The sequence below is a fragment of the Arcobacter iocasae genome (genome assembly GCF_042214795.1).
In the GTDB taxonomy this organism is placed as follows: Bacteria; Campylobacterota; Campylobacteria; order Campylobacterales; family Arcobacteraceae; genus Arcobacter; species Arcobacter iocasae.
Genome location: NZ_CP090177.1, coordinates 649,552 through 674,960, shown reverse-complemented (window position 1 = coordinate 674,960; position 25,409 = coordinate 649,552). Strand labels below are relative to the sequence as shown.

At 26.1% G+C, this 25,409-nt stretch carries 19 protein-coding genes; 18 read left to right on the top strand and 1 reads right to left on the bottom strand.

Going from position 1 to position 25,409, the window contains the following annotated elements; genetic code table 11:
* Positions 1–9 precede the first annotated feature (9 nt).
* From LXN10_RS03400 to LXN10_RS03340, 13 genes are all read left to right on the top strand, one after another.
* On the top strand, positions 10–1,338 hold the full coding sequence (locus LXN10_RS03400) for a lipid II flippase MurJ (RefSeq protein ID WP_375724537.1): 1,329 nt from the start codon (positions 10–12) through the stop codon (positions 1,336–1,338).
* Positions 1,338–3,146: an asparagine synthase (glutamine-hydrolyzing) gene (gene asnB, locus LXN10_RS03395; RefSeq protein ID WP_375724536.1), complete on the top strand. Its 1,809-nt coding sequence runs from the start codon at positions 1,338–1,340 to the stop codon at positions 3,144–3,146. The genes LXN10_RS03400 and asnB (LXN10_RS03395) overlap by 1 nt, the downstream gene beginning before the upstream one ends.
* Positions 3,143–4,282, top strand: a complete 1,140-nt coding sequence (locus LXN10_RS03390; protein WP_375724535.1) for a glycosyltransferase — start codon at positions 3,143–3,145, stop codon at positions 4,280–4,282. The genes asnB (LXN10_RS03395) and LXN10_RS03390 overlap by 4 nt, the downstream gene beginning before the upstream one ends.
* Positions 4,275–5,396, top strand: coding sequence for a hypothetical protein (locus LXN10_RS03385; protein WP_375724534.1), 1,122 nt, complete (start codon positions 4,275–4,277; stop codon positions 5,394–5,396). Before LXN10_RS03390 ends, LXN10_RS03385 begins: the two co-directional genes overlap by 8 nt.
* A complete protein-coding gene (gene asnB, locus LXN10_RS03380; protein WP_375724533.1) occupies positions 5,384–7,282 on the top strand; it encodes an asparagine synthase (glutamine-hydrolyzing) in 1,899 nt (632 codons plus the stop codon). Before LXN10_RS03385 ends, asnB (LXN10_RS03380) begins: the two co-directional genes overlap by 13 nt.
* The gene (locus tag LXN10_RS03375) at positions 7,275–8,387 is read left to right on the top strand and encodes a glycosyltransferase family 4 protein (protein ID WP_375724532.1); all 1,113 of its coding nucleotides are present in this window, start codon (positions 7,275–7,277) and stop codon (positions 8,385–8,387) included. Before asnB (LXN10_RS03380) ends, LXN10_RS03375 begins: the two co-directional genes overlap by 8 nt.
* Positions 8,384–9,244, top strand: coding sequence for an NAD-dependent epimerase/dehydratase family protein (locus tag LXN10_RS03370; RefSeq protein WP_375724531.1), 861 nt, complete (start codon positions 8,384–8,386; stop codon positions 9,242–9,244). Before LXN10_RS03375 ends, LXN10_RS03370 begins: the two co-directional genes overlap by 4 nt.
* Positions 9,241–10,203, top strand: coding sequence for an MraY family glycosyltransferase (locus LXN10_RS03365; protein WP_375724530.1), 963 nt, complete (start codon positions 9,241–9,243; stop codon positions 10,201–10,203). Before LXN10_RS03370 ends, LXN10_RS03365 begins: the two co-directional genes overlap by 4 nt.
* On the top strand, positions 10,203–11,933 hold the full coding sequence (locus tag LXN10_RS03360; RefSeq protein WP_375724529.1) for a polysaccharide biosynthesis protein: 1,731 nt from the start codon (positions 10,203–10,205) through the stop codon (positions 11,931–11,933). The genes LXN10_RS03365 and LXN10_RS03360 overlap by 1 nt, the downstream gene beginning before the upstream one ends.
* 108 nt (positions 11,934–12,041) lie before the next feature.
* Positions 12,042–12,776, top strand: a complete 735-nt coding sequence (locus tag LXN10_RS03355; RefSeq protein WP_375724528.1) for an MlaA family lipoprotein — start codon at positions 12,042–12,044, stop codon at positions 12,774–12,776.
* Between the two features lie 4 nt (positions 12,777–12,780).
* A complete protein-coding gene (locus LXN10_RS03350; protein WP_375724527.1) occupies positions 12,781–13,371 on the top strand; it encodes an ABC transporter substrate-binding protein in 591 nt (196 codons plus the stop codon).
* Positions 13,371–15,830: an efflux RND transporter permease subunit gene (locus tag LXN10_RS03345; protein WP_375724526.1), complete on the top strand. Its 2,460-nt coding sequence runs from the start codon at positions 13,371–13,373 to the stop codon at positions 15,828–15,830. Before LXN10_RS03350 ends, LXN10_RS03345 begins: the two co-directional genes overlap by 1 nt.
* 220 nt (positions 15,831–16,050) lie before the next feature.
* Positions 16,051–17,535, top strand: coding sequence for a TolC family protein (locus LXN10_RS03340; protein ID WP_375724525.1), 1,485 nt, complete (start codon positions 16,051–16,053; stop codon positions 17,533–17,535).
* Between the two features lie 21 nt (positions 17,536–17,556).
* On the opposite strand, the gene LXN10_RS03335 is transcribed toward LXN10_RS03340, so the two are convergent.
* Positions 17,557–18,291 carry a response regulator transcription factor gene (locus tag LXN10_RS03335; protein WP_375724524.1) on the bottom strand — a complete coding sequence of 245 codons (735 nt, stop codon included), beginning with the start codon at positions 18,289–18,291 and terminating at the stop codon, positions 17,557–17,559.
* A 79-nt stretch (positions 18,292–18,370) separates the two neighbouring features.
* Here LXN10_RS03335 and LXN10_RS03330 point away from each other — a divergent pair, with 79 nt between their 5' ends.
* Genes LXN10_RS03330 through LXN10_RS03310 form a run of 5 tightly spaced genes read left to right on the top strand, consistent with a single transcriptional unit; the run spans position 18,371 to position 25,333 of the window.
* The gene (locus LXN10_RS03330) at positions 18,371–20,185 is read left to right on the top strand and encodes a TolC family protein (protein WP_375724523.1); all 1,815 of its coding nucleotides are present in this window, start codon (positions 18,371–18,373) and stop codon (positions 20,183–20,185) included.
* Between the two features lie 20 nt (positions 20,186–20,205).
* Positions 20,206–22,368 (top strand): type I secretion system permease/ATPase, encoded by a 2,163-nt coding sequence (locus LXN10_RS03325; RefSeq protein ID WP_375724522.1) that lies wholly within the window; start codon positions 20,206–20,208, stop codon positions 22,366–22,368.
* Positions 22,361–23,800 carry an HlyD family type I secretion periplasmic adaptor subunit gene (locus LXN10_RS03320; RefSeq protein WP_375724521.1) on the top strand — a complete coding sequence of 480 codons (1,440 nt, stop codon included), beginning with the start codon at positions 22,361–22,363 and terminating at the stop codon, positions 23,798–23,800. The genes LXN10_RS03325 and LXN10_RS03320 overlap by 8 nt, the downstream gene beginning before the upstream one ends.
* 10 nt (positions 23,801–23,810) lie before the next feature.
* Entirely contained in the window at positions 23,811–24,527 is a 717-nt protein-coding gene (locus LXN10_RS03315; protein WP_375724520.1) for a WG repeat-containing protein, read from the top strand.
* 2 nt (positions 24,528–24,529) lie between these two features.
* Complete coding sequence (locus LXN10_RS03310) at positions 24,530–25,333, top strand: sensor histidine kinase (protein WP_375724519.1); 804 nt, start codon at positions 24,530–24,532, stop codon at positions 25,331–25,333.
* Positions 25,334–25,409: the final 76 nt, after the last annotated feature.

Here is a 25,409-nt window from a genome sequence, read left to right as displayed (position 1 = left end):
GCTTATTCTATGGCTTTAACAGTTTTAGACATTAGTTTGTTTGTATTTGGACATGTTTTTACTGTTGTAGGAATTCCCCTATTAGTTAAGGCAAAAGAAACATCTCTTACAAAGTTTAAAAAACTTAGTGGTTCAATATTTGCATTTGCATTATTTTTAACAATAATTATTGTTCCTTTAGAATATATATTTTTTCAAGATATAATTTCTATTTTAGCACCTGGTTTTGATTTAGAAAAAATAAATAGCTCTAAGGGAATATTTTATTACTTTATCTTTATGAGTGCTGTTTATTTACCTTTTTTTGCTTTAATATCTTTTTTTAGAGCACTTAACTTATTCTCTGTATCTAATTATGCTGAATTTATAGTTTCTTTTATTTCTTTTGTATATTTAATAGTGATTCCTAAAACAGATGTAAATATTATTCCAGTATCACTTTCTGTAGGGTATATTATTGGGATATTTTATTTAATATATTATGCAAAAAAGGTTAGAATAATAGCTTTTTATGGAAGTTTATGGCAAAAAGAATTAAAAGTTATTTATATTAATACATTAAAATTATCATTGTGGTTTTTAGTGTTACAATTAATTAGAGTAGTAGATAAAAGTTTTGCTTCATTACTTGAAAATGGAATGGTTATATCACTAACATATGCATTAATTATTACTTCTGGAATAGGTTTTATTTTTGATTTTGCGAATGTTTATTTAACTAAGTTATCTGAAAAAACTAATAATAATAAATTAATTACTAAGGCTATTAAGTTATATATTACATTGTCTATTCCTATTATAATCTTTTTAATAGTCTATTCTTATGGCTTAATTAAACTTATATATGGATACGGTGCATTTGATAGTAAAGCTATAGAAGTTACTAGTAAATTGGTTGCAATATTTTCTCCACTTATTTTTTTAGGACTAATAAATTCTCTATTTCAAAGTTTATATCAGTCTGTAAATAAATATGGATATGTGATATTTTTGTCTTTTTTTGGAGTCACTTTAAATTTTTTATTAAATACTTATTTAATAGAGTCTTATAAAGTTTATGGAATAGCTATTGCTACACTCTTTTCAACTACTATAGTGCTTTTTTTGAATATAATATTTTTAAAATATAAAGAGAATATAAACATAAACTATTTTGAGTTAATTGTTTATTTAATTAAGATATTAATAGGATCTTATCTATGTTATTTATCTAGTTTAATATTAGAACAATTCATTTTTAAATTAGTTGTATTTGTGGTAAGTTATATAGTAATATTGATTTTATTAAAAGATGAATTTATAGTAAAAATAATTAAACTTTTGAGAGGTGAAATTTAGTGTGTAGTATTTTAGGCTATTATAATACAAATTTATCATATGAACACATAGTAAAGCAAAATTTTCTAATGTCACATCGTGGTCCAGATAATTCTACAGTAAAAGAATATAGATTTAATGAAAAAAAATTATTTTTAGGCCATAATCGTTTATCAATTCAAGATTTAGCAACTCATGCAAATCAACCAATGGAAAATAATAGGTATGTAATAGTTTTTAATGGAGAAGTTTATAATCATTTTGAGATAAGAAAAAAATTAAATTTTAAAAAATTTAAAACTACTAGTGATACTGAGACATTACTTTGGGCATTTACAGAATTTGGAATTAAAAATGCACTGGAATATTTTATTGGAATGTTTTCAATTGCACTTTTTGATAAAATAGAACAAAAACTTTTTTTGATTCGTGATAGAGTTGGAATCAAACCAGTTTATTGGACTTTTCAAAATGATGAATTTGCATTTTCTAGTGAATTAAAAGGTATTTCAAGTCATTTAAAACAAAACAAAAGTAATAAAGCATTGATTCAATTTATGAGCTTTGGTTATATTCCAAGTGAGAATAGTTACTATAAAGATATTTATAAATTAAAATCTGCACATTATTTAGTATTTGATGGAAATAGTGTAAATATAAAAAGATATTGGAATTTACCAAACACTAAATTAGATATTCCTTATGAAGAAGCAGTTGAAGAAACAGAAAGACTTATACGAAGCTCAGTTAAATATAGACTGTTATCAGATGTTGAAGTTGGAAGTTTTTTAAGTGGTGGAATTGACAGTAGTCTTGTTAGCGTAATTATGCAGCAAGAATCAAATCAGAAAATTAAAACATTTTCTATTGGATTTGAAGACAAAAAGTATGATGAGTCTATTTATGCAAAAGAAGTAGCAAATTATATACATAGTGAACATTTTGAATATAAGTTTAAAGTAAGTGATGTAATAAATTTGATAGATAAATTAAAATATCATTTTGATGAGCCTTTTGGTGATGCTTCAAGTTTACCAATGATGATACTAAGTGAGATGACAAAAAAACATGTAACTGTAGCTCTCAGTGGCGATGGTGGTGATGAACTTTTTTTAGGCTATGAAAGGTACTTTTTTGCACAAAACTATCATAATAAACTTTCAAAGATATCACAATTAGTAAGAACTTTATTCTCTAATATTGGGAAATATTCACCTTATGATAAATTACAAAAAATGAGTTATCCCCTTAAACATCTTAATGTACAAAATATTTATGCACTTTTGTATTGTTCTACTAAACCTTGGGAACTTTCTAATTTATTTGATAGTGGTTTTCTAGAAGATTCCTTTGGAAAAAGTGAATTAAATTTATTAGATATTATGGATTATCAATTTGATGGAAAAGATATTATAGATAGTTTGAGTCGATTAGATTTTAATAGATACTTATCTGATGATATTCTTACAAAAGTGGATAGATCTACAATGGCATATGGTCTTGAAGCAAGAGTTCCTATCTTAGATCACAGAGTTATAGAATTTGCATATAGCTTACCTAGTCATATTAGGCTTCAACATGGTTCTAAATCTATATTAAAAGAAATTCTTTATAAACAGATTCCAAGAAGATTAATTGAACGCCCTAAAAGAGGTTTTTCCGTACCACTTAAATATTGGTTTAGAAATGAATTAAAAGATATAGTTTATTCTAAAATAGAAAACTTAGATGATAGATTTAATAAAAAATATTTAATAAAAATATTTAATGAGCATCAAAAAGGTAAAAATTTTGAATATGTTCTTTGGAATATAATGAGCTTAAGATGAGTAGGAAAAAACTCTCTATTTTAATTTATTCATTAGCTAGTGGTGGTGCTGAAAGGGTAGTGTCAACTTTATTGAATGAATTAAAATGCAAATATAATATAACTCTTTATTTGATGAATAATACTATTTTTTATGAGATACCACAAGAGATAAAGATAGTTTATCTTGAAAATTCAGATTCCAAAGAGAGTGGTATAAAAAAGCTTGTAAAGTTACCAATATTAGCATTAAAGTACAAAAAATTAAATATTAGTGATGTGTCTTTATCTTTTATGAATAGACCAAATTATGTAAATATATTGGCTAAATTAATGGGGATGAAGACTAAAGTTATTATAAGTGAAAGAATTGCACCATCGCAAGAGTATAAAACACATGGAGTAAAAGATAAGATATCAAGATGGCTCATAAAGTTTCTATATCCAAAAGCAGATAAGATAATTCCAAATGCTATTGGTATACAAAAAGACTTAGAACAAAACTTTGGTATAGAAATAGATAAAATTGTAGTTATAAATAATCCTATAAATTTATCAAAAGTAAATTTACTTCAAAATCAATTTGTTGAGTTTAGGAATGAAAAATTTTCTTTTGTAACAATCGGTAGAATAGAAGCTCAGAAAAATCACAAACTTATGGTAGAAGCAATGAAAGAAGTAAATGCAAATCTTTACATTATAGGTGATGGAAAACTAAGAAGTGAACTAGAATATCAAATAAAAGAGAATAGTTTAGAAAATAAGGTTGTACTTTTGGATCGACAATCAAATCCATATACATATCTCTCTCAAGCAGATTGTTTTGTATTTACTTCAAATTATGAAGGCTTCCCAAATGTTCTTTTAGAAGCTTTAGCCTGTGGATTGCCAGTAATAAGTACAGATTGCTTAAGTGGTCCAAGAGAAATATTAGCACCCGATAGTGACGTAGAATTTCAGTTAAAAGATGATATTGAATTATCTCAGTATGGTATCTTAACGCCTATAAGAAATGTAGAGAAATTGATAAAAGCAATGAATATGATTGTAAATGATGAAAAAATTAGATACCAATATAAAATTAAAGCTAAGCACCGAGCAAGCTATTTTGATGTAACTTTGATATTAAGTCAATTTGAAGAGATTTTAGATGCTTGATGCTGTAAATATAATATATATTTTGACAATAGTACTAGTATTAAATAAATATTATCACATTTCTAATTTATATCAAATAATACTTTTATTACATTTATTTAGTATTTTTCTATTTAATGGATTTCTAATTGATTCAAGTTTAATGCCAGATCAATTTAATTATTTTGAAGTTACTCAAAATATTCGTATGTTTGACTTTTTAAATGAAAGTAACTTTGCTAATGGTAAAACAGTTTATATCTCAGGACTTATTTTTGGATTATTCCCTATTCCTTTTATTGATTCACTTTATTCTATAGGAATGATAAATTACATACTCTATCTTTTTATTTTTTTATTTTTATATAAAAAAAGATTTTTATCTTCACGATTTATAGTATATTTTTATTTATTGTATCCCAGTTTACTATTATATTCATCCTTAGCATTAAGAGATATGCTTATATTTACAATAATGTTTTTTGCTACATATTACATTTTAATTGTAAAGAAAGGTTTGGTAGGTTTTGGTAGTATATTTTTATTACAATTTATTAAATTTCAGAATCTACTTATTTATGTAGTAGCATTAATTACATCGATTTTACTTTCACCTAAGAATAATAAGTATAATTTTATATTTTTTATTATTGCCTTTGCACCTATTCTTTTTCTTTTAGATTTTTTCACTATTGAAAAATTAAACTATTATCGTTTAGCTTTTTATAATGAGAACTTGTTAAGTGTCCATGAACCATATATCCCTATATCTTCATATTTTGATTTACTTTTATCAATCATACCAAGTATTATGATGCAGTTGTTTCGTCCTCTGCCATGGGAAGAATTTGGTATTTTACAATTACTACAGTTCTCGGAAAACTGTGTAATTTTTATTTTGATACTGTATATATTAAAAGAGAACTTCAAATATAAACTATGGAAAATGCAAGAAATAAAGTTTTTAAATGTACTTTTGTTTTTAGCATTGCTTATCTATGGCTTGGTGAGTTATAACAGTGGAACAGCAGTAAGGTATAAATTTCCATTTATTGGAATATATATTATTTATTCTTTTTATTTTATATATCAAAAAAAACAATTAATTAAAAAGAGTTCACTATGTGTGGAATAGCAGGCTTTATAGATAAATGCAAAAAAGAATATATTATAAATGATATGTTGAAAATTCAATCATATCGAGGTCCTGATGATAATGGAACTTATTTTGATGAAAGTAGTGGTGTGCATTTTGGACATAATAGATTATCAATTCAGGATTTAAGTTCTCATGGTCATCAGCCTTTTGTAAGTGGTTGTGAAAACTATGTGATAGTATTTAATGGAGAAGTTTATAATTTTAAAAATATAAAAGAAGAACTTAAAAAATTAGATTATAAATTTATATCTAATAGTGATACAGAAGTTATACTTTATAGTTATAAACAATGGGGTATAAAGTGTATTGATAAATTTATAGGAATGTTTGCTTTTTCTGTTTTAGATAAAGTACAAAATAAACTTTTTTTAGTGCGAGATAGAGCTGGGGTAAAGCCTCTTTTTTATTATGTAGGTGAAAATCAGTTTATGTTTTCATCTGAGATAAAATCCTTTCACAAGCATCCAGAGTTTAAAAAAGAGCAAAACTTAGAAGTACTTCCTTATTTTTTTCAATTTGGCTATATCTCTGCCCCTTATACTATATTTCAAAACTGTTATAAGCTAGAAGCTGGACATTATTTAGAATATGATATTAAAACTTTAAAATTTGATATTATAAAATATTGGGATGTGAATGATTTTTATTTAAAAGAAAAATTTGATAAAAGTGAAAATCAAATATTAGAGAATATTGAAAATATTTTAGATGATTCAATAGATTTAAGAATGGTCTCAGATGTACCTGTTGGAGTTTTTTTAAGTGGTGGATATGACAGTTCACTTGTGGCTTCAATCTTGGCTAAGAAACAAGGTAAAAAAATAAATACTTTTACTATTGGTTTTGATGATGAAAAGTACAATGAAGCAAAACATGCTAAAACGATAGCAGAATACTTAGGTACAAATCATACTGAATATTATATGAAGAACAGAGATATGTTAGATTTAGTAGAAAGTTTACCTTTTTATTATGATGAGCCTTTTGGTGATAGTTCAGCACTACCTACTATGATAGTATCAAAGTTAGCACGACAAAGTGTGACAGTTGCACTAAGTGCAGATGGAGGTGATGAGGCTTTTTGTGGGTATAGTAAATACTTTTTTCTTAATAAATTCCAAAATATATTTTCAAATAGTTTTAAAAGAGGAGTTTTAAAAACTGGATTAAATTTCTTAAGTGCAGATACAATAGAATTTGTCAATGATAAATTACCAAAGAATTTAAAACAAACAAATATCAAAGATAAGTATATTAAATTTAAAAGAGCTATAAATAGTGATAGCCTTGAGGAGATGTTTGAAAATGCAAGTAGCTATGTAGATAAAGATGAGATAGTAAGATTCTTAAAAATAAAAAGAGATAATGAGCTTTTTATAAAGTGGAATAAAGTAGATAATACAAAGTTTTTAGATCAAATGATGGCAGTTGATTATAAGATTTTTATGAATGATGATGTCCTTACAAAAGTAGATCGAGCTACTATGAGTGTAAGTCTAGAAGGTAGAGAACCATTGCTAGATCATCGTATCATAGAGTATATGGCAAGAGTACCACTTAATAAAAAATATAAAAACAATCAAGGTAAATATTTATTAAGACAAGTTTTATATAAATATATTCCCAAAGAATTAGTGGACAAACCAAAATCAGGATTTCAAATACCACTAAATGAATGGTTACGAGATGAATTAAAACCTTTAGTTTTAAAATATTTAGATGAAGAAAAGTTAGATCAAAATATTTTTGACAAAGATGAGATAAATAGTATAAAAAATAAATTTTTTGAAGGGGCTGAAATAGGTACAACTATATGGTTTATTTTGATGTATCAGATGTGGAAGGAAAAGTGGCTTGATTAAAAAAATATTATTTGTAGTAAATGTTGATTGGTTTTTTATATCACATAGATTACCTTTAGCTTTGGAGGCACTTAAAAAAGGTTATGAAGTGCATATATCTTGTGCTATAACTGATAAAAAAAAATATTTAGAAAGTTTAGGCTTAAAAGTACATCCTCTCGATATTTCACGAAGTGGTATAGGAATAACAGGAGAGATAAAGGCTTTTCTTGAAATATATAAAGTATTAAAAGAAATAAGTCCTAATGTCGCTCATTTTGTGACTATTAAGCCAGTACTTTATGGTGGAATAGCTTCTAGATTTTTAAACATAAACAAAAAAATTTTTTCTATCTCTGGGCTTGGATTTATTTTCATAAAACAAGGATTTAACGCAACTCTAGTAAGAACATTGGTAAAAATTATGTATAGATTTTCACTTGCTGGGAAGAATTCTCATGTAATAGTTCAAAATTCTAGTGATAAAGTTGTTGTAATCTCTATAGTTAAAGTACCAACTACTTTAATAAGAGGTTCTGGTGTAGATTTGAATCAATATAAATGGATAAAAGAAAACAATCAAAATATTAAAGTTTCTATGGCTTGTAGACTTTTAAAAGATAAAGGTGTTTTTGAATATATTGAAGCTGTAAAAGTTTTAAAACAAAGATTCCCAAATATAGAATTTGAATTATATGGAGATATAGATATTTATAATCCAGCAAGTTTAACTAATGAAGATATCAAAATGATAAAAAAAAGTGGATTTGTAAATGTATATGGATTTAGTAGTAATATTGCAAGTGCATTTTCAGATTCAAATATTGTAGTTCTTCCTTCTTATAGAGAAGGATTACCAAAAGTTCTTATAGAAGCAGCTGCTTGTGGTAGAGCAGTAGTCACTACAGATGTACCTGGTTGTAGTGATGCTATTGTACCTGATATTACAGGACTTTTATGTAAAGTAAAAAATTCTGAATCACTGGCTCAAATGATTGAAAAACTGATAATAGATGAAAACTTAAGAAATAGTATGGGAAAAGCAGGAAGAAAATTAGCTGAAAAAGAGTTTGATATTAAAAAAGTAGTGGAAAAACATTTTGAAATATATGAAGGTAAAATATGAAAGAACTATTAATCACAGGTTCTTCAGGTTTCATAGGAAACTATTTTATAAACAAATATAAAAATAAATACAATATAAAAACTTTTAGCTTTTTAAAAGATGATATAAATAGTTTAGATTGTAATGGAATAGATATAGTCTTTCATCTATCGGCATTGGTGCATCAAATGGGTGGTTCAAGTGCTAGTGAGTATAAAAGAGTAAATGTAACTCAGACTTTGAATATTGCACAAAAAGCAAAAGAATCGGGTATAAAACAGTTTGTATTTATGAGTACAGTGAAAGTTTATGGAGAAGAAACTACTCGCAAATATACTGAGAATACTATTTGTAGTCCAAAAGACGAATATGGTAAAAGTAAATTTACAGCAGAACTTGAGCTTAGAAAGTTAGAAGATGAAAACTTTAAAGTAAGTATTATCCGAACTCCCATAGTATATGGATATGGTGTAAAAGCAAATATTAAATCACTTGTAAATCTAACAAATAAAGTGCCAGTATTACCTTTTGGAAAAATAGAAAATAAACGAAGTATGGTTTATATAGGAAATCTTTGTCATTTAGTAGATGAGGTAATAAAACAACAAAAAAGTGGAATATTTTTAGCTAGTGATGATGAACCTTTAAGTACTACCAGGCTTATTGAACTTATCGCTAAAAATTTAGATAAAAAAATTTGCCTAATAAAAATACCATTTTTTGAAAGTTTATTAAAATTATTAAAACCATCATTTTACAAAAGACTTTATGGAAGTTTAGAAATTGATAATACAATAACAAAAGAAAAGCTAAATCTTAAAAATCCATATAGTGTGGAAGAGGGAATAAAGTATATGATTAAAGGAGAGAATATTTGATTTATTTAGTTTTAGTAGTAGTCTCTCTTTTTTTAACATATTTGATAAAGAACTATGCTATCAAAAAGTCTCTTGTTGCTCATGTAAATGATAGAAGTTCTCATACTACGCCTACCCCTCATGGAGGAGGTATTGCTATTGCAATTACTTGGTTTATTGGTTTGATTTATTTATATTTTACAAAACAGATTGACCAAACACTTTTTTATGCACTCTTAGTTGGTGTTATCATCTCTGTAGTTAGTTTTTTTGATGATTTATTTGAACTAAGTGCAAAATTAAGACTTATTGCTCAATCACTTGTTTCTTTATTTGGACTATATATTTTAGGTGGTCTTGGAAGTCTTGATTTTGGTTTGTTTTCAATAGACAATCAAATTTTTACTAATATCTTTGCTTTTTTTATGATTATTTGGTTTATAAATCTTTATAATTTTTTAGATGGTATTGATGGCTATGCAGGAAGTGAAGCCTTGTTTTTATCCCTTGCTGGATTTATTTTATTTGAAGAGAATCACTTTTTAGTTTTAGCTGTTGCTGTGCTTGGTTTTTTAATTTGGAACTGGCATAAGGCTAAGATATTTATGGGTGATGTGGGAAGTACACTTTTGGGTTATAATATTGCGATATTTACTATTTATTATGCAAATGAAGAGAGTACAAACTTCTGGATTTGGATTATTTTATTTGGAGTTTTTTGGTTTGATGCTACTTTGACACTTTATAGAAGAAAGAAAAATGGTGAAAAGCTAAGCCAAGCACATAAAAAACACGCTTATCAAAGACTTACTCAAAGTGGCTGGAGTCATAGTAAAGTAGTAATAGCATCTATTTTTATCAATATCTTATTATTTGTTATTGTATACTATGTTTCAAATATTTTTTTAGCATTTATTATATCTCTTATTCTTTTGTATGCTAGTATATATTTGGTAGATAAAAAAAAGGCTTTTGAATAATGTTTACTTTAGATAAAAGAGTTTTAAATATTTTAGTAATTATAGGTTTAAGTTTTATTACATTTTATTGGACTTTTTTTATATTTCATCAAAAGGCACAGATAAATATTATTATAGGTGTTATATGTATAAGAATTATTGCTTCATTTTTGATTTACAAAGATTATTCATTATCTTGGAGTAAAGCCACACAAAGAACATTTTTAATTAAAAGTATGGTTTATCTTGCTGCTTTTATTGTTTACTTGCCTATGTACTATGGTGATGTTAGGTTTGCACTTCTTGCTAGTGAGCTTTTTTTATATCTATTTTGTATAAATTTTTTAATGTATTCTTATAACTATTTTATAAATAAATGTAAAGTAGTAAAAGATAAAAGAATTGTTATTTACGGTGCTGGAAAAGCTGGAACAAAGTTAGGTGAAGAATATAGAAACAGCCAATACCTGATAAAATATTTTGTTGATGATTCAAAAAAACTTCAAAAAAGAAGTATTGATGGTATACAAATACTTTCTAAATTGAAGTTAAAGAATATAATTCAAAAGCAAAAATATGAACTTTTAGTAATAGCAATGCCAAGTGCAAGTAAAAGCAGAATAAAACTTATTTATAATGAATTAAGTCCATATTTTAAAACAATAAAAATACTTCCCTCTCTTGGTGATATATTGCAAGATAAAGATTATTCAAGACAATTAAAAGATATCTCTGTTGAAGATTTATTAGCCCGACATCCTAAAGATTTAGATAAAGACAAAATAGAAAATTTTATAAAAGATAAAGTAGTATTAATTACTGGGGCGGGAGGAAGTATAGGTAGTGAAATATCTAGACAGTGTAAAAAATTTGGTGCAAAACAGTTAATCTTATTAGACCATAGTGAATTTAATCTTTATCAAATAACTGAAGAGTTAAATTCAAATATTGTTGTTCCAGTTATGCAAACTGTTAGAAACTTTGGATTTATTGAAAATACATTTAAAAAATACAAACCCCAAATAGTGATCCATGCAGCGGCTTATAAACATGTGCCTTTAGTAGAAAGTAATATTTTAGAAGGGATATCAAATAATATTATAGGGACCAAAAATTGCATAGATTTATCTATAAAATATGAGGTTGAAAAATTTGTATTAATTTCTACAGATAAAGCTGTTCGACCTACAAATATTATGGGAACTACAAAGCGTATTTGTGAACTTTATGCCCAAAATGTAGATTCAAAAAGTACAGAAATAGTAGCTGTTAGATTTGGAAATGTTTTAGGAAGTAGTGGAAGTGTTATTCCTAAGTTTAAATCGCAAATTGAAGCAGGTGGTCCTATTACTGTAACTCATCCTGATATTACTAGGTATTTTATGCTCATCCCTGAGGCCTGTGAACTTGTACTACAAGCTGCAAGTATAGGCAAAGGTGGAGAAATATTTATCCTCGATATGGGTGAACCTATAAAAATAGTTGATTTGGCTAAAAAAATGATAGAACTAAGTGGTAGAGAAAATGTACAAATAGAATTTTGTGGGTTAAGACCTGGTGAGAAGTTATACGAAGAATTACTTATCAATGATAGTGATAAGAATACAGATTATGAGTCAATCACAGTTGCAAGTTCTACACTATTTGATATAAATTTATTGAATAAAAAGATTGATGAACTTTTAATAAGTGAAGATAAAATAGAAGTATTAAAAGAGATAGTTCCTGAATTTAATCACAAATTAAATTAAATTTTCAATTAAAATTATTAAAAATAATTATTAAACATGTCACTTTATGAAGTAATTATGAAATTTATAATATAATCGCAAAATAATATAAAAAGATAGGATAGGTATTTGAAAAAGATTATTTTCAGTTTAATTTTATTATTAAATATTGCAGTGGCATCCGATGATGCTTCAATAGATTTTTCTAATGAATTCAGTGAACCAAAAGCAGAGGTATTTGATCCACTAAGTGGTTATAACAGAGTTATGACATCATTTAATGACAAAGTCTATATTTATGTATTTGATCCCGTTACAAGAGGATATGTAAAAGTTGTACCAGAAGTTGCTAGAACTGGTGTATCAAACTTTTTCAATAATCTTTTATTTCCTATTAGATTTGTTAATAATTTATTGCAATTTAAATTTTCAAATAGTGCAGAAGAGTTGGGTAGATTCCTAATAAACAGTACTTTTGGATTATTGGGTTTTATGGATCCTGCAACTACTGAATTACATTGGCAAGCGCATAAAGAAGATTTTGGCCAAACTTTAGGCTTTTATGGAGTTGGCTCTGGATTTCCTCTTGTTTTACCACTTTTAGGACCTTCAAATTTGAGAGATACTTTTGCAATGGTTGCCGATGGATATGTTTCTCCTTTAAATAATTTTGGAGATAGTGATTTAAAATATAAAATTCCAAATAATGATGAAGAGACTATTTATTGGGCAACAGGTCGATATTTAAATGAAAATTCTTTTAATATTGGACGATATCAAAATATTAAAAAAGATGCAATTGATTTATACCCATTTTTAAGAGATATTTATGAACAAAAAAGAGAAAAAGAGATTAAGGAATAGTTCAATGATAAGTAATAAGTTTTTAGTTTTAATTTTCTCTTTATTAATATTTTCAAAGAGTTTATTTGCAATTGAAGAATCTAAAATAAAAGATGTGATGCAAGAAAAAATTGATAATGTTATATCGATTTTACAGCAAAAAGATAAAACACTAAAAGAGAGAACAGATAAGATTTTTTCTATTATGGATGCTCTTTTTGATTACAATGTTATGTCTCAAATTGCACTAGGAAAAGATTGGAAAAATTTATCAAGTGAAGAAAAAGCTGAATTTACAAAGCTTTTTGAAACAAAATTAAAAAACTCATATATTGATAAATTAGATCTTTATACAAATCAAAAAATTGAAATAGATGGTGTTGACAAATTAAATCCCAAAAGAATTAGACTAATAACACATTTAATAGGAAAAGATGAGAAGTATGAAATAGAGTACAAATTTTATAAAAACTCAAATGATGATTGGCTCATTTATGATGTAAATATTATAGGAGTTAGTATTATGCAAACATATAGACAACAGTTTGCTGGATATTTGAAAAATAAAAGTTTTAAAGATTTATTGCTTACTTTAAATACAAAAACAACTAATTAATGAAAACATTTTTTGATAAATTTATTCTAAATAATCCTAAAAGAGTTCTTGTAGCTCTTTTATTATTGATATCTTTTTTAGGATATTATGCTACAAAACTACAAATAGATGCTTCTTCAGAGACACTACTTTTAGAAAATGACAAAGACTTAAAACTAACAAGAGAAGTAAATAAAAGATATAAAAATAGAGATATTTTAGTTTTAACTGTAAGTCCTAAAAATGACTTATTATCAAAGAGTAGTTTAGATTTGATAAGAGATATTTCAAGTGATTTAGAAAAACTTCCAAGAGTAGAATCAGTAACATCAATTTTAACTGTTCCTATGCTTGAATCACCAGTTAGAGAGATAAAAGAGCTTGTAGATAAAGTAAATCTTTTAGAAGATAAAGATGTGGATAAAAAACTTGCAAAAAAAGAGTTTCTTACAAGTCCTTTGTATAAGAATGCCCTTGTAAGTAGTGATTTTAAAACCACATCTATAGTTGTAAACTTAATTAGAGATGATAAATATTTTAACTTCTTGGATAAAAGAAATGCTTTAATTAAAAAACAAAGAGATGGAACTATCTCTAATGCTGAATCTCTTGAACTTGAGAATATAAAAAATGAATTTAAAATATATAGAGATAAACTTAGAAAAGCAGAACATCAAAATATTATAGATGTCAGAGCAATAATAAAAAAATATGATAATCAAGCAAGGCTATTTTTAGGTGGAACTAGTATGATTGCTGATGATGTTATTACCTTTGTCAAAAATGATTTAGCAGTTTATGGAACTACGCTTGTATTTATTTTGATTGTTGTTTTATGGATAATATTTCGACAAGTTATTTGGATAACTCTGCCTATACTGATTTGTATCTTATCAGTTGTGGCTACATCTGGGTTACTTGGTCTATTTGGCTGGGAGATTACTGTTATATCATCCAATTTTATTGCATTACAACTAATAATTACTATTTCAATTGTATTACATCTAATTGTTCGATATAGAGAGTTAAGTGGAAGATTTGTACATGCTAGCCAATATAAATTAGTAATAAATACCATGCTTTCAAAATTAAATCCTTCGTTTTTTGCAATAATTACTACAATTGCTGGATTTGGTTCATTGGTTTTTTCTGGAATTATTCCTGTTATAAACTTAGGTTGGATGATGAGTGCAGGGATTGCAATGTCTTTACTTATTTCATTTATTGTTTTCCCTGCAATTTTAATAATGAGTGAAATAAAAAGACCACATAAAAAACTTGAAAACCACTCCTCTTTGACTTCTTTTACTTCATATATAGTAGAGAAAAAATCAAAGTATATTTTTATTGGAACAGCTTTAATTATAGTTTTTAGTTTAACTGGAACTTCAAAATTAAAAGTTGAAAACTCTTTTATTAACTATTTTAAAAAAGACACCCAGATTTACAAAGGTATGGAAGTTATTGATAAAAAACTAGGCGGAACAACTCCCTTAGATATTATAGTTGATTTTAAAGTTGAAAAGAAAGCTAAAAAAGAGTCTTCTTCTGATGACTTTTCTTTTGAAGATGAGTTTGAATCAACTTCAAATGATGCCCAGTATTGGTTCACTGAAGATAAGATGGCTTTAATTATGAAAGTACACAATTACTTAGAAAGTTTAGATTCAGTAGGTAATGTTCAATCTTTAGCAACATTATTAAAAATAGGTAAAACTTTAAATAAAAGTGAGCCTCTTGATGGTTTTAAACTAGCTCTTTTATATAATAAGTTGCCAGAAAAATATAAAGATTTGATTCTATCACCTTATATAGATATTAAGAAAAATGAAGCAAGATTTAGTATTAGAATAATAGATTCTGACCCAAGTCTTAGAAGAAATGATTTTCTACTCAAAATAAAAAAAGATTTAAACAAAATAGTTCCAAAAACTGAAGCGAGTTATAAAGTAACTGGACTTATGGTTTTATATAATAATATGCTTCAGTCACTTTTTAATTCTCAAATCAAAACATTGGGATTTGTAATTGCTATTTTATTTTTTATGTTCATTATTTTATTTAGATCTGTAAAAGTAGCACTTATTGCCATAATTACAAATGTTGTTCCTATTGGTATTGTATTTGGAATAATGGGTTGGCTTGGTATTCCTTTAGATATTATGACAATAACAATTGCAGCTATTAGTATAGGAATAGGTGTTGATGATACTATACATTATATTCATAGATTTAAAGAAGAGTATAAAGTAGATCATGATTATATTGAAGCTATGAAAAGATCCCATGATAGTATTGGTTATGCTATGTATTATACTACTTTAGTAGTAGTACTTGGATTTTCAATATTAGTTTTATCAAACCTTATACCAACTATTTATTTTGGATTATTAACTGTAATTGTTATGATTGCAATGTTATGCTCTGCTTTACTTCTTCTTCCTCGATTACTAATTATTTTCAAACCATATAGAAAATAATTAGTTTTCTTGCTTTTTGACACTACTCTGATACTACTTTCTAGTATAATACAATCAGATAAAATAATTAAATTAATTTTTTAATTATAAATTAAAACAATAATAAATAATTATGCCACTTATTAATTTCTAAATTCATGTAATAAAATAGTGATTTATTGAAATAATTAAGATATAATAATAAACTTTATTATTTATACTTTACTTATAAGGAAATACATTGCAAAATAAATTCTTTTTAGTTTTGATTACAATATTAATTGTAAACTCAAGTTCAAATGCCGTAAGTTTAAAGGACACTGTGGCTACTGTAATGATTGACAACCCTACTATTCAGTCAGAATTAGAAAATCAAAAAGGATATAGTAAATATGTAGATGACAGAGAGGGTAATTATTTACCAACAGTAAATCTAGAGACATATTTAGAAAGCTCAAAAGATAATAAGGATAGAAAGAGTTCAAGCACAGATGGGGAATGGACAAAACAAGATGGATTTTTAGCAACAGTAATACTAAGACAATATTTGTATGATGGAGGGATAACACCATCACAAGTAGCACAATCAAAATATGAGGATTTATCAAATAGATATAGAAGCTTTGATGCAATAGAATCAACAGTATTAGAAGCAGTAAAAGTATATACGGATTTAGTAAAAAGTGAAGAGAGATTAAGAGTTACCAAAAATATGGTAAAACTAAATGAAGATAATATGATAATAGCACAAGAGAATGAGAAGATAAGTGGAGAGATATTAGAGACTTATCAAGTAAGATCAAAATTGCATTTAGTAAAAGATAAATATATAGATGAAGAAGATAAAAAAGATACAGCAATAGCATCATATACAAGATATGTAGGTGTAAAGCCAAAAGGTAAGATTTGTAGACCCGTAATAGATGAATCAAAGATACCAAAAACATTAGAAGAGGCTATCAAAAGAGCAGTATTAGATAATAGTAAAATAAAAGAACAAATAGAGAAAATAAAAGCACAAAGAGAAAAAATAGCACAAGCAAAAGGAGAGTTTCTACCAAAACTAAATTTAGAGTTAAGAGCATCATTAGATAAAGATATAGATTTGTTAGGAGATGGAACAACAAAAAATGTTGCGGCAAGATTGAACCTTAATTGGAATTTATATAATGGCAATAAAGATAAAATAGCAACCGAACAAGAAAGAATATTTTTAAATGAACAAAAAAAGAATCTGGATGATATCACAGGTGAAATAGTTTCTAATGTAAAATCACTATATGGAAAAAATGAAAAATATAAAGAAAGAATAGCAGAAATAGAAGAGTATGTAAAAGCGAATACAAATATAGTAGATATATATAAAGAGCAGTTTTCAGCAGGTACCAGAACTTTTATAGATATATTAAATGCACAAGATGAATTGTTTGAGTCAGTAAAAACATTAATAGATGTAGAATATAATAGAATAGTAAACTATTATCAATTGATGTATAATTTTTCATCATTGACAGATAATATATTAGAATCAAAGAATCAAAATTGTGAAGAGATAAAACCAAGAATAATAGAGTTTAAACCAGATAAACAAAATAAGACTACACAAGAAGATTTAAATAGTTTGATAAGTGATACAGATAGTTCAATAATTGAATCTTTTAGGTTATCTGAAGAAAAAAATAAGTTACAAGGTACAGATATAAAAAAAGAAAAACAAACTTTATAATAAATAGACTATAATAAAAAACTAACTATTATAGTTTATTTTGTAACCAAATCCAGATGTATTTATAATACTATTTTTACCTATTTTTTTTCGTAATTTACTAATTAAATTCTTTAACGCAGAATCAGTAGCATACTCTTCTTCATCCCAAATGGTAGCTTTTATTTCTTCTTGTGAGATAAGTCTCTGGTCATGAATAATAAGAAAGTCTAATAATAAAATTTCATTTGATGTTAAAGGAATATCATTTTCAATATTTTGTTTATATAGTTTTTTTTCTATATAGTTATAATAAATATCATCTTTAAATTTAAGTATATATTTACCTTCTTCTAATATCTCAAGTGCAACTTTATGTAAGGCACTTTGAAGAATAGTAAAATCAATTGGTTTTACTAAATAATCAATCAATTTCAATCTTGTAGCTTCTAATAAATATTTTTTATCAGTTGAAGCACTTAATAAAATTGTTGGTATTTTTGGGAATTTTTGTCGAACTATTTTAATAAAATCAATTCCATTTTGTTTTGGCAAATTTATATCACAAATAATTAAATCAACTTTATTATTATTTAATATATCAAGTGCATTTATTGTATCTGGAAGATCAAAAACACTATTTACAATAAGTTTTAGTGTTTTAGTTATATTCATTCTAATATTAATTTCATCTTCTATATATATGACATTTATGTCTTTTAGAATTTTATCAAGTAAACTTTTATTATTAATATTTTGTAACTTATTCGTAATCATTTATTAACCTAGTTTTGCTATAATTCATATAATTATATAACAAAATAAATTATATGCATGTTTTATATTAAGGAAATCCATGAAAAAACTATTTTTTATCATTTTTGCTTTTTCCTTATTCTTAATTGAATTAAATGCTGTAAGTTTAAAAGATACAGTATCAAAAGTTTTAATAAATAATCCAAATGTTCAGTCAGAATTAGAAAATCAAAAAGGATATAGTAAATATGTAGATGACAGAGAGGGTAATTATTTACCAACAGTAAATCTAGAGACATATTTAGAAAGCTCAAAAGATAATAAGGATAGAAAGAGTTCAAGCACAGATGGGGAATGGACAAAACAAGATGGATTTTTAGCAACAGTAATACTAAGACAATATTTGTATGATGGAGGGATAACACCATCACAAGTAGCACAATCAAAATATGAGGATTTATCAAATAGATATAGAAGCTTTGATGCAATAGAATCAACAGTATTAGAAGCAGTAAAAGTATATACGGATTTAGTAAAAAGTGAAGAGAGATTAAGAGTTACCAAAAATATGGTAAAACTAAATGAAGATAATATGATAATAGCACAAGAGAATGAGAAGATAAGTGGAGAGATATTAGAGACTTATCAAGTAAGATCAAAATTGCATTTAGTAAAAGATAAATATATAGATGAAGAAGATAAAAAAGATACAGCAATAGCATCATATACAAGATATGTAGGTGTAAAGCCAAAAGGTAAGATTTGTAGACCCGTAATAGATGAATCAAAGATACCAAAAACATTAGAAGAGGCTATCAAAAGAGCAGTATTAGATAATAGTAAAATAAAAGAACAAATAGAGAAAATAAAAGCACAAAGAGAAAAAATAGCACAAGCAAAAGGAGAGTTTCTACCAAAACTAAATTTAGAGTTAAGAGCATCATTAGATAAAGATATAGATTTGTTAGGAGATGGAACAACAAAAAATGTTGCGGCAAGATTGAACCTTAATTGGAATTTATATAATGGCAATAAAGATAAAATAGCAACCGAACAAGAAAGAATATTTTTAAATGAACAAAAAAAGAATCTGGATGATATCACAGGTGAAATAGTTTCTAATGTAAAATCACTATATGGAAAAAATGAAAAATATAAAGAAAGAATAGCAGAAATAGAAGAGTATGTAAAAGCGAATACAAATATAGTAGATATATATAAAGAGCAGTTTTCAGCAGGTACCAGAACTTTTATAGATATATTAAATGCACAAGATGAATTGTTTGAGTCAGTAAAAACATTAATAGATGTAGAATATAATAGAATAGTAAACTATTATCAATTGATGTATAATTTTTCATCATTGACAGATAATATATTAGAATCAAAGAATCAAAATTGTGAAGAGATAAAACCAAGAATAATAGAGTTTAAACCAGATAAACAAAATAAGACTACACAAGAAGATTTAAATAGTTTGATAAGTGATACAGATAGTTCAATAATTGAATCTTTTAGGTTATCTGAAGAAAAAAATAAGTTACAAGGTACAGATATAAAAGAGATAGTAAAACCAGAAAATAAAATTGAGAAGAAAAAAAACTTAACTGAAATAAAAACTAATAGTGACAATGCCTTATTAGCTGTATCAAAAGATAGTTTTACCATAAATTTAGCTACTTTTACTGAATTAGATAGAGCTAGAGAATTTGTTTTAAATAATAACATAGCTGATAAAGCATTTATTTATGAATTTGGAAAAGATAAAAAATATACAAAAGTTTTATATGGAGTTTATAAAAGTTATTCAGATGCACAAGAAGAAATTAAAACATTATCTAAAGAGTTGAGTAAAAACAAGCCCTCAATTGATGGCATAAATAAACATCAAGAGTTATATTTAAAATATAATTAAAATTAGAAGAAAGGTCTATTTTGAGTAACATAGAAAATGAAGAACGAGATTTAAATACCTTACAAGATAGAAGAGAAGTGGATACGCTATTAGAGTGTTTACTTTTTTTAGCAAAATATTATAAAAGAGAGACTTCAGCAGGCTCTTTAAAATTTAACCTACCAATACATAACAGATCTTTCGATTTACCTATGTTTTTAAAAGCTTCTAAAAGAATTGGACTTACAACAAAGAATGTAAAAAGAGATAAGGTTGAAAATCTTACAAAACTGGCATTACCAGCAGTTTTATTATTGGAAAAGGACAGGTCTTGTGTTCTTTTAGATTATAATGAAAAAACTTCCATTGCTAAAATAATACTTCCAGGTGTTAGTTCTGGAGAGAGTGAAATGTCTTTAGAAAAATTAAATTCAGAGTTTATAGGTGAAGTAATAATAATAAAACCAGAATACAATTTTAATAATAGAATAGACAAAGAGATTCTTGTAGAAACACCAAAAGAGTGGTTTTGGGGAACACTAGCTAGAAATAAAGGTATTTACAATCAAGTGATATTAGTATCTTTATTTATAAATCTTTTTATTCTTGCAACTCCTTTATTTACAATGAATGTTTATGACAGAGTCTTGCCAAATAATGCTATTGATACTATGTGGGTACTTTTTATTGGTATTAGTTTTGTGATGCTATTTGATTTTATAATGAAAATATTGAGATCATATTTTTTAGGAATAGCTAGTAAAAGAACTGATACAATTATTGCAAATAAAATATTTAACCATGTATTAAATATAAAGATTGATTCAAAACCAGCTTCAACAGGACAATTTGTTAGTAGATTACAATCATTTGAGAGTGTTAGAGAGTTTTTTACAAGTGCAACAGTTGCTGCTTTTGTAGATTTTCCTTTTGCTATATTTTTTATAATTGTAATATTTTATATCTCTGGACCACTTGTCTTAATTACTCTTTCAACTGTAATTATTTCAATTGGTACATCTTGGTATATGCAAAGACCCCTAAAGAGTATAATCGAAAAATCAGTAAAAGAAGAGCAAATAAAACAAACTACATTAATTGAGACGGTTACTGGACTTGAAATTATTAAAAGTGTAAAAGCTCAAAATAGAATGAGAACAAATTGGGATCAAAGTGTTGGCAAAACTGTACATTATGCAGATAAAGGGCAGTTTTTATCTCAAAGCATTACCTTCTTTACAGCTTACATAGCACAGTTTTCAAATATAGCAATTGTAGCAGGTGGAGTCTATTTAGCAGGTAAGGGTGATATAACAATGGGTGCAATTATTGCATCAATGATGTTAAATGGTAGAACAATAGCACCTGTCTCACAATTAGTTTCTTTAATAATGAGATACGATAAAACAATGCTTTCCTTGAATAATTTAGATGAAATTATGAAAATGCCAGTTGAAAAAGAAAATAAGAATTATATTAGTAGACCTAATTTAAATGGTGATATTGAATTTAAAAATGTTGACTTTTCATATAAAGAAAGTAAATATAAGATTCTGAATAATCTTAATGTAACAATTAAAAAAGGTGAAAAAGTAGCAATATTAGGAAAAATTGGTACAGGAAAATCTACTTTATTAAAACTTATTATGAATCTATATGAGCCAACCAATGGTTCAATATTGGTGGATGAAGTTGATGTTAGACAAATTGACCCCATTGATTTAAGAAGTTCAATTGGTGTAGTTCCTCAAGAGCCATTTTTATTTATGGGAACTATTAAAGATAATATAACAATTGGTGAACAATATGTATCTGATGAAGAGTTAATATCTGTATCAAAAATCGCTGGCCTTGATGAGTTCTTGGGTAGACATGAAGCTGGTTTTGATTTAATGGTAGGTGAAAGAGGTGATGGATTAAGTGGAGGTGAGAGACAAAGTGTAACTTTAGCAAGAGCACTTATTTCAGATCCAAATATTTTGATGTTAGATGAACCAACAAATTCAATGGATAGTCAAACTGAAAAAGCTTTTATAGGTAAACTAAAGAATATTATTCATGATAAGACTGTAATTATTGTTACTCATAAAACTTCAATATTAGAGCTTGTTGATAGAGTCATTGTTTTAGATAATGGAAATATTGTTTTTGATGGTCCCAAAGAAGGTCTATATAAACCAAATCAAGGTGGCAAAAATGAGTAAAGTAAGATTATTGTTGTCACAAGTATTTCATGTAAAAGACCTAAATGGTAATTTTTTTGGTTGGTTTAAAAAACTTTATGGACTTGAAAATAGTGAAACAAAAGATTTAGAGTTTATATATACAAGTTATTCAAATGCAAATGAAAGTCCAACAAAATTTGCAAATATACTTTTTTTGTTTATTATCTCATTATTTACTATTGCAATTATTTGGGCAGCCTTTGCTGAGATTGATGAATTAGCAAGAGGTCAAGGAAAAGTAATTCCTACAGATAAGATACAAAAAATACAATCACTTGATGGTGGTATTATTTCAGAAATTTTAGTAAAAGAGGGACAAATTGTAAAAAAAGGTACCCCTTTAATGAAAATTGATACAACAAGATTTCAAGCAACGCTAGAAGAGAGTAAACAAGAGTATTTAAGTCTGCTTGCTGTAAAAGTTAGATTAGAAGTTGAATCAAATATTGACATTAATAAAGAGTTACCAACTTTAGTTTTTCCAAAAGAAGTTATGAATGATTCTTCTAGATATGATATTTTGGAAAAGAGTTTGTTAGTAAATAGATTTAATGAACTAAAATCATCTGTAAAAGTATTACAAAATCAAGCTGGACAAAAAGAACAAGAGTTAAAAGAGATAGAAAATACAATTAAAAATTTGAGCAAAAGTTACAACATCATAAAAGAACAAAGAGTTACAATTCAAAGACTTGTAAATAGAGGTGTTAAATCAAAATATGATTTATTAGATGTTGAAAAAGAGTATAACAAAACTACAGGTGATTTGGAAGCTGCTTTATTATCAGTAAAAAGGTCAAAATTAGCAATTGATGAAGCAAAAAGTAGAATAACAGAAAAGATTAATACCTTTAAAGCAGAAGCTTCTAAAAAGCTTCAAGAAACTGCAAGTTCAATTAATAAGTTTGAAGCAAAACTAGTAGGTGATAAAGATAAAGTCGCAAGGACAACTATTACTTCACCAGTTGATGGAATTGTAAAAGAGCTTTATTACAATACAATTGGAGGAGTTGTTCAACCAGGGGTTGACCTTATGGAAATAGTTCCAGAAAGTGATGTTTTAGTTGTAGAAGCAAAAATTAGTCCAAAAGATATTGCCTTCATTAATCCAAGTCAAAAAGCAATAGTAAAAATCACTGCATATGATTTTTCTATTTATGGGGGACTTGAAGGTAAAATTATTGAGATTTCTGCTGATAGTATCATAGACAAAGAATCAAAAGAGGGTAAAAGTTATTATAGAGTTTTAATTAAAACTAATAAAAACTATCTTGAAAGAAATGGTGTAAAACTTCCAATTATACCAGGGATGGTTGCTACAGTTGATATTATCACGGGTAAAAAAACAATACTTGATTTTATTTTGAAACCTATATTAAAAACAAAAGATAATGCATTGCATGAAAGATAAAGGAAATATTATGAATAAATTGTACTTATTAGTTTTAACTATGGCAACTTCTTTTTTAATAATGGGATGTAGTTCAAAAGATAATTCAGTACTTGTAATAAAAGATAATAAGTATATGATTTTACAAGAGAAAGATAAACTTAATATCAACAAAGTCTATGAAGATGCCAATCCTTTTGCAAGTATTAATGAAAAGAATAAAGATAGTGAATATTATTCTATTGTTAAATTAGACAATAAATATGGAATAATTAATGATAAAAATGAATTTTTATTAGAAGCAAGATATGACTATATTTCAAAACTATATAACGAGTTTTTTATTATAAAAGAAAATGACAAATATGGTTATGTGAATAAAAAATTTAAGATAGTACAAAAGCCATTTTATTTAGATGCAAAAGAGTTTATAGATGGAGTTGCTTTTGTACAGTTTCCAAATAATAAATGGGGTTGTATTTCAAATAGTATGAAAGTGTTATTAGAGGGGAAATATGATGAAATATTTCCTATAGTAAATTCATATGCAAGAACTGAACTTGCTGATAAATGGGGCTTTATAAATAAAAAGTGTGAAGTTATTATTGAGCCAAAATATGATTATATAAATAATTTTTATTCAAAATATACAAAAGTAGTTTTAAATAAAAAAGTAGGATACATAGATACTAAAGGTGAAGAGATAGTAAAACCTGATTTTGAGTTTGGTCAAAGATTTGGTTACTAAACATGAATAAAAAAGAAGAACTTTTATCTTTATTAAAAAAAAATAAAGAATTACAAATTCTTATTGAAACTGAAATAAAAAAGAATCGTGAAAAAGATAAGCTTTTATTTGCCCAAAATAAAATGGCTGCTTTGGGAGAAATGTTAAATAATATTTCCCATCAATGGAGACAGCCTTTGATGGAAATATCCTCATTATTTATTCCCATTGAAGGTAAATTAAATTTAGATATGGAAGTAAAAAAAGAAGAGTTAAAAGAATCAATTGAAAATCTAAATATAATTACAAAGTATATGTCAAACACAATTGATGATTTTAGAAACTTTTTTACAACAAATAAAGAAACAGAAGAGTTTAAAGTTTTAGAACAAATAAATACTGCATATAGACTCACAAGTGCTAGTTTAAAAGCAAATGATATACTACTTGAAATAAGAGTAAGTAAAAATCCTAAAATAATTGGTTACAAAAATGAATATACTCAAGTTTTAATAAATCTTCTTAATAATGCAAAAGATGCATTAGTAGATAGAAAAATATTAAATCCTAAAATTACTATTAGTGTGAAAGAAGAAAATTCTGAAGTTATTTTAAAAATAGAAGACAATGCAGGTGGAATAAAAGTAAATCCCCTTGAAGATATTTTTAAACCTTTTTTTACCCATGGCAAAAAAAATGGAACTGGAGTTGGACTTTTTATGTCTAAATTAATAATTGAGAATAATATGAAAGGTAAACTTTTAGTTAATAATACTAATTCAGGTGCCGAATTTAAGATAATTACTCACAATAGCACTATAAAATAACTCATCAAAATAAATAATAATAAAGATTATAAGAAACTTTAATTTTTCATAATAGAGACTTTTTAGAGACTTTTTT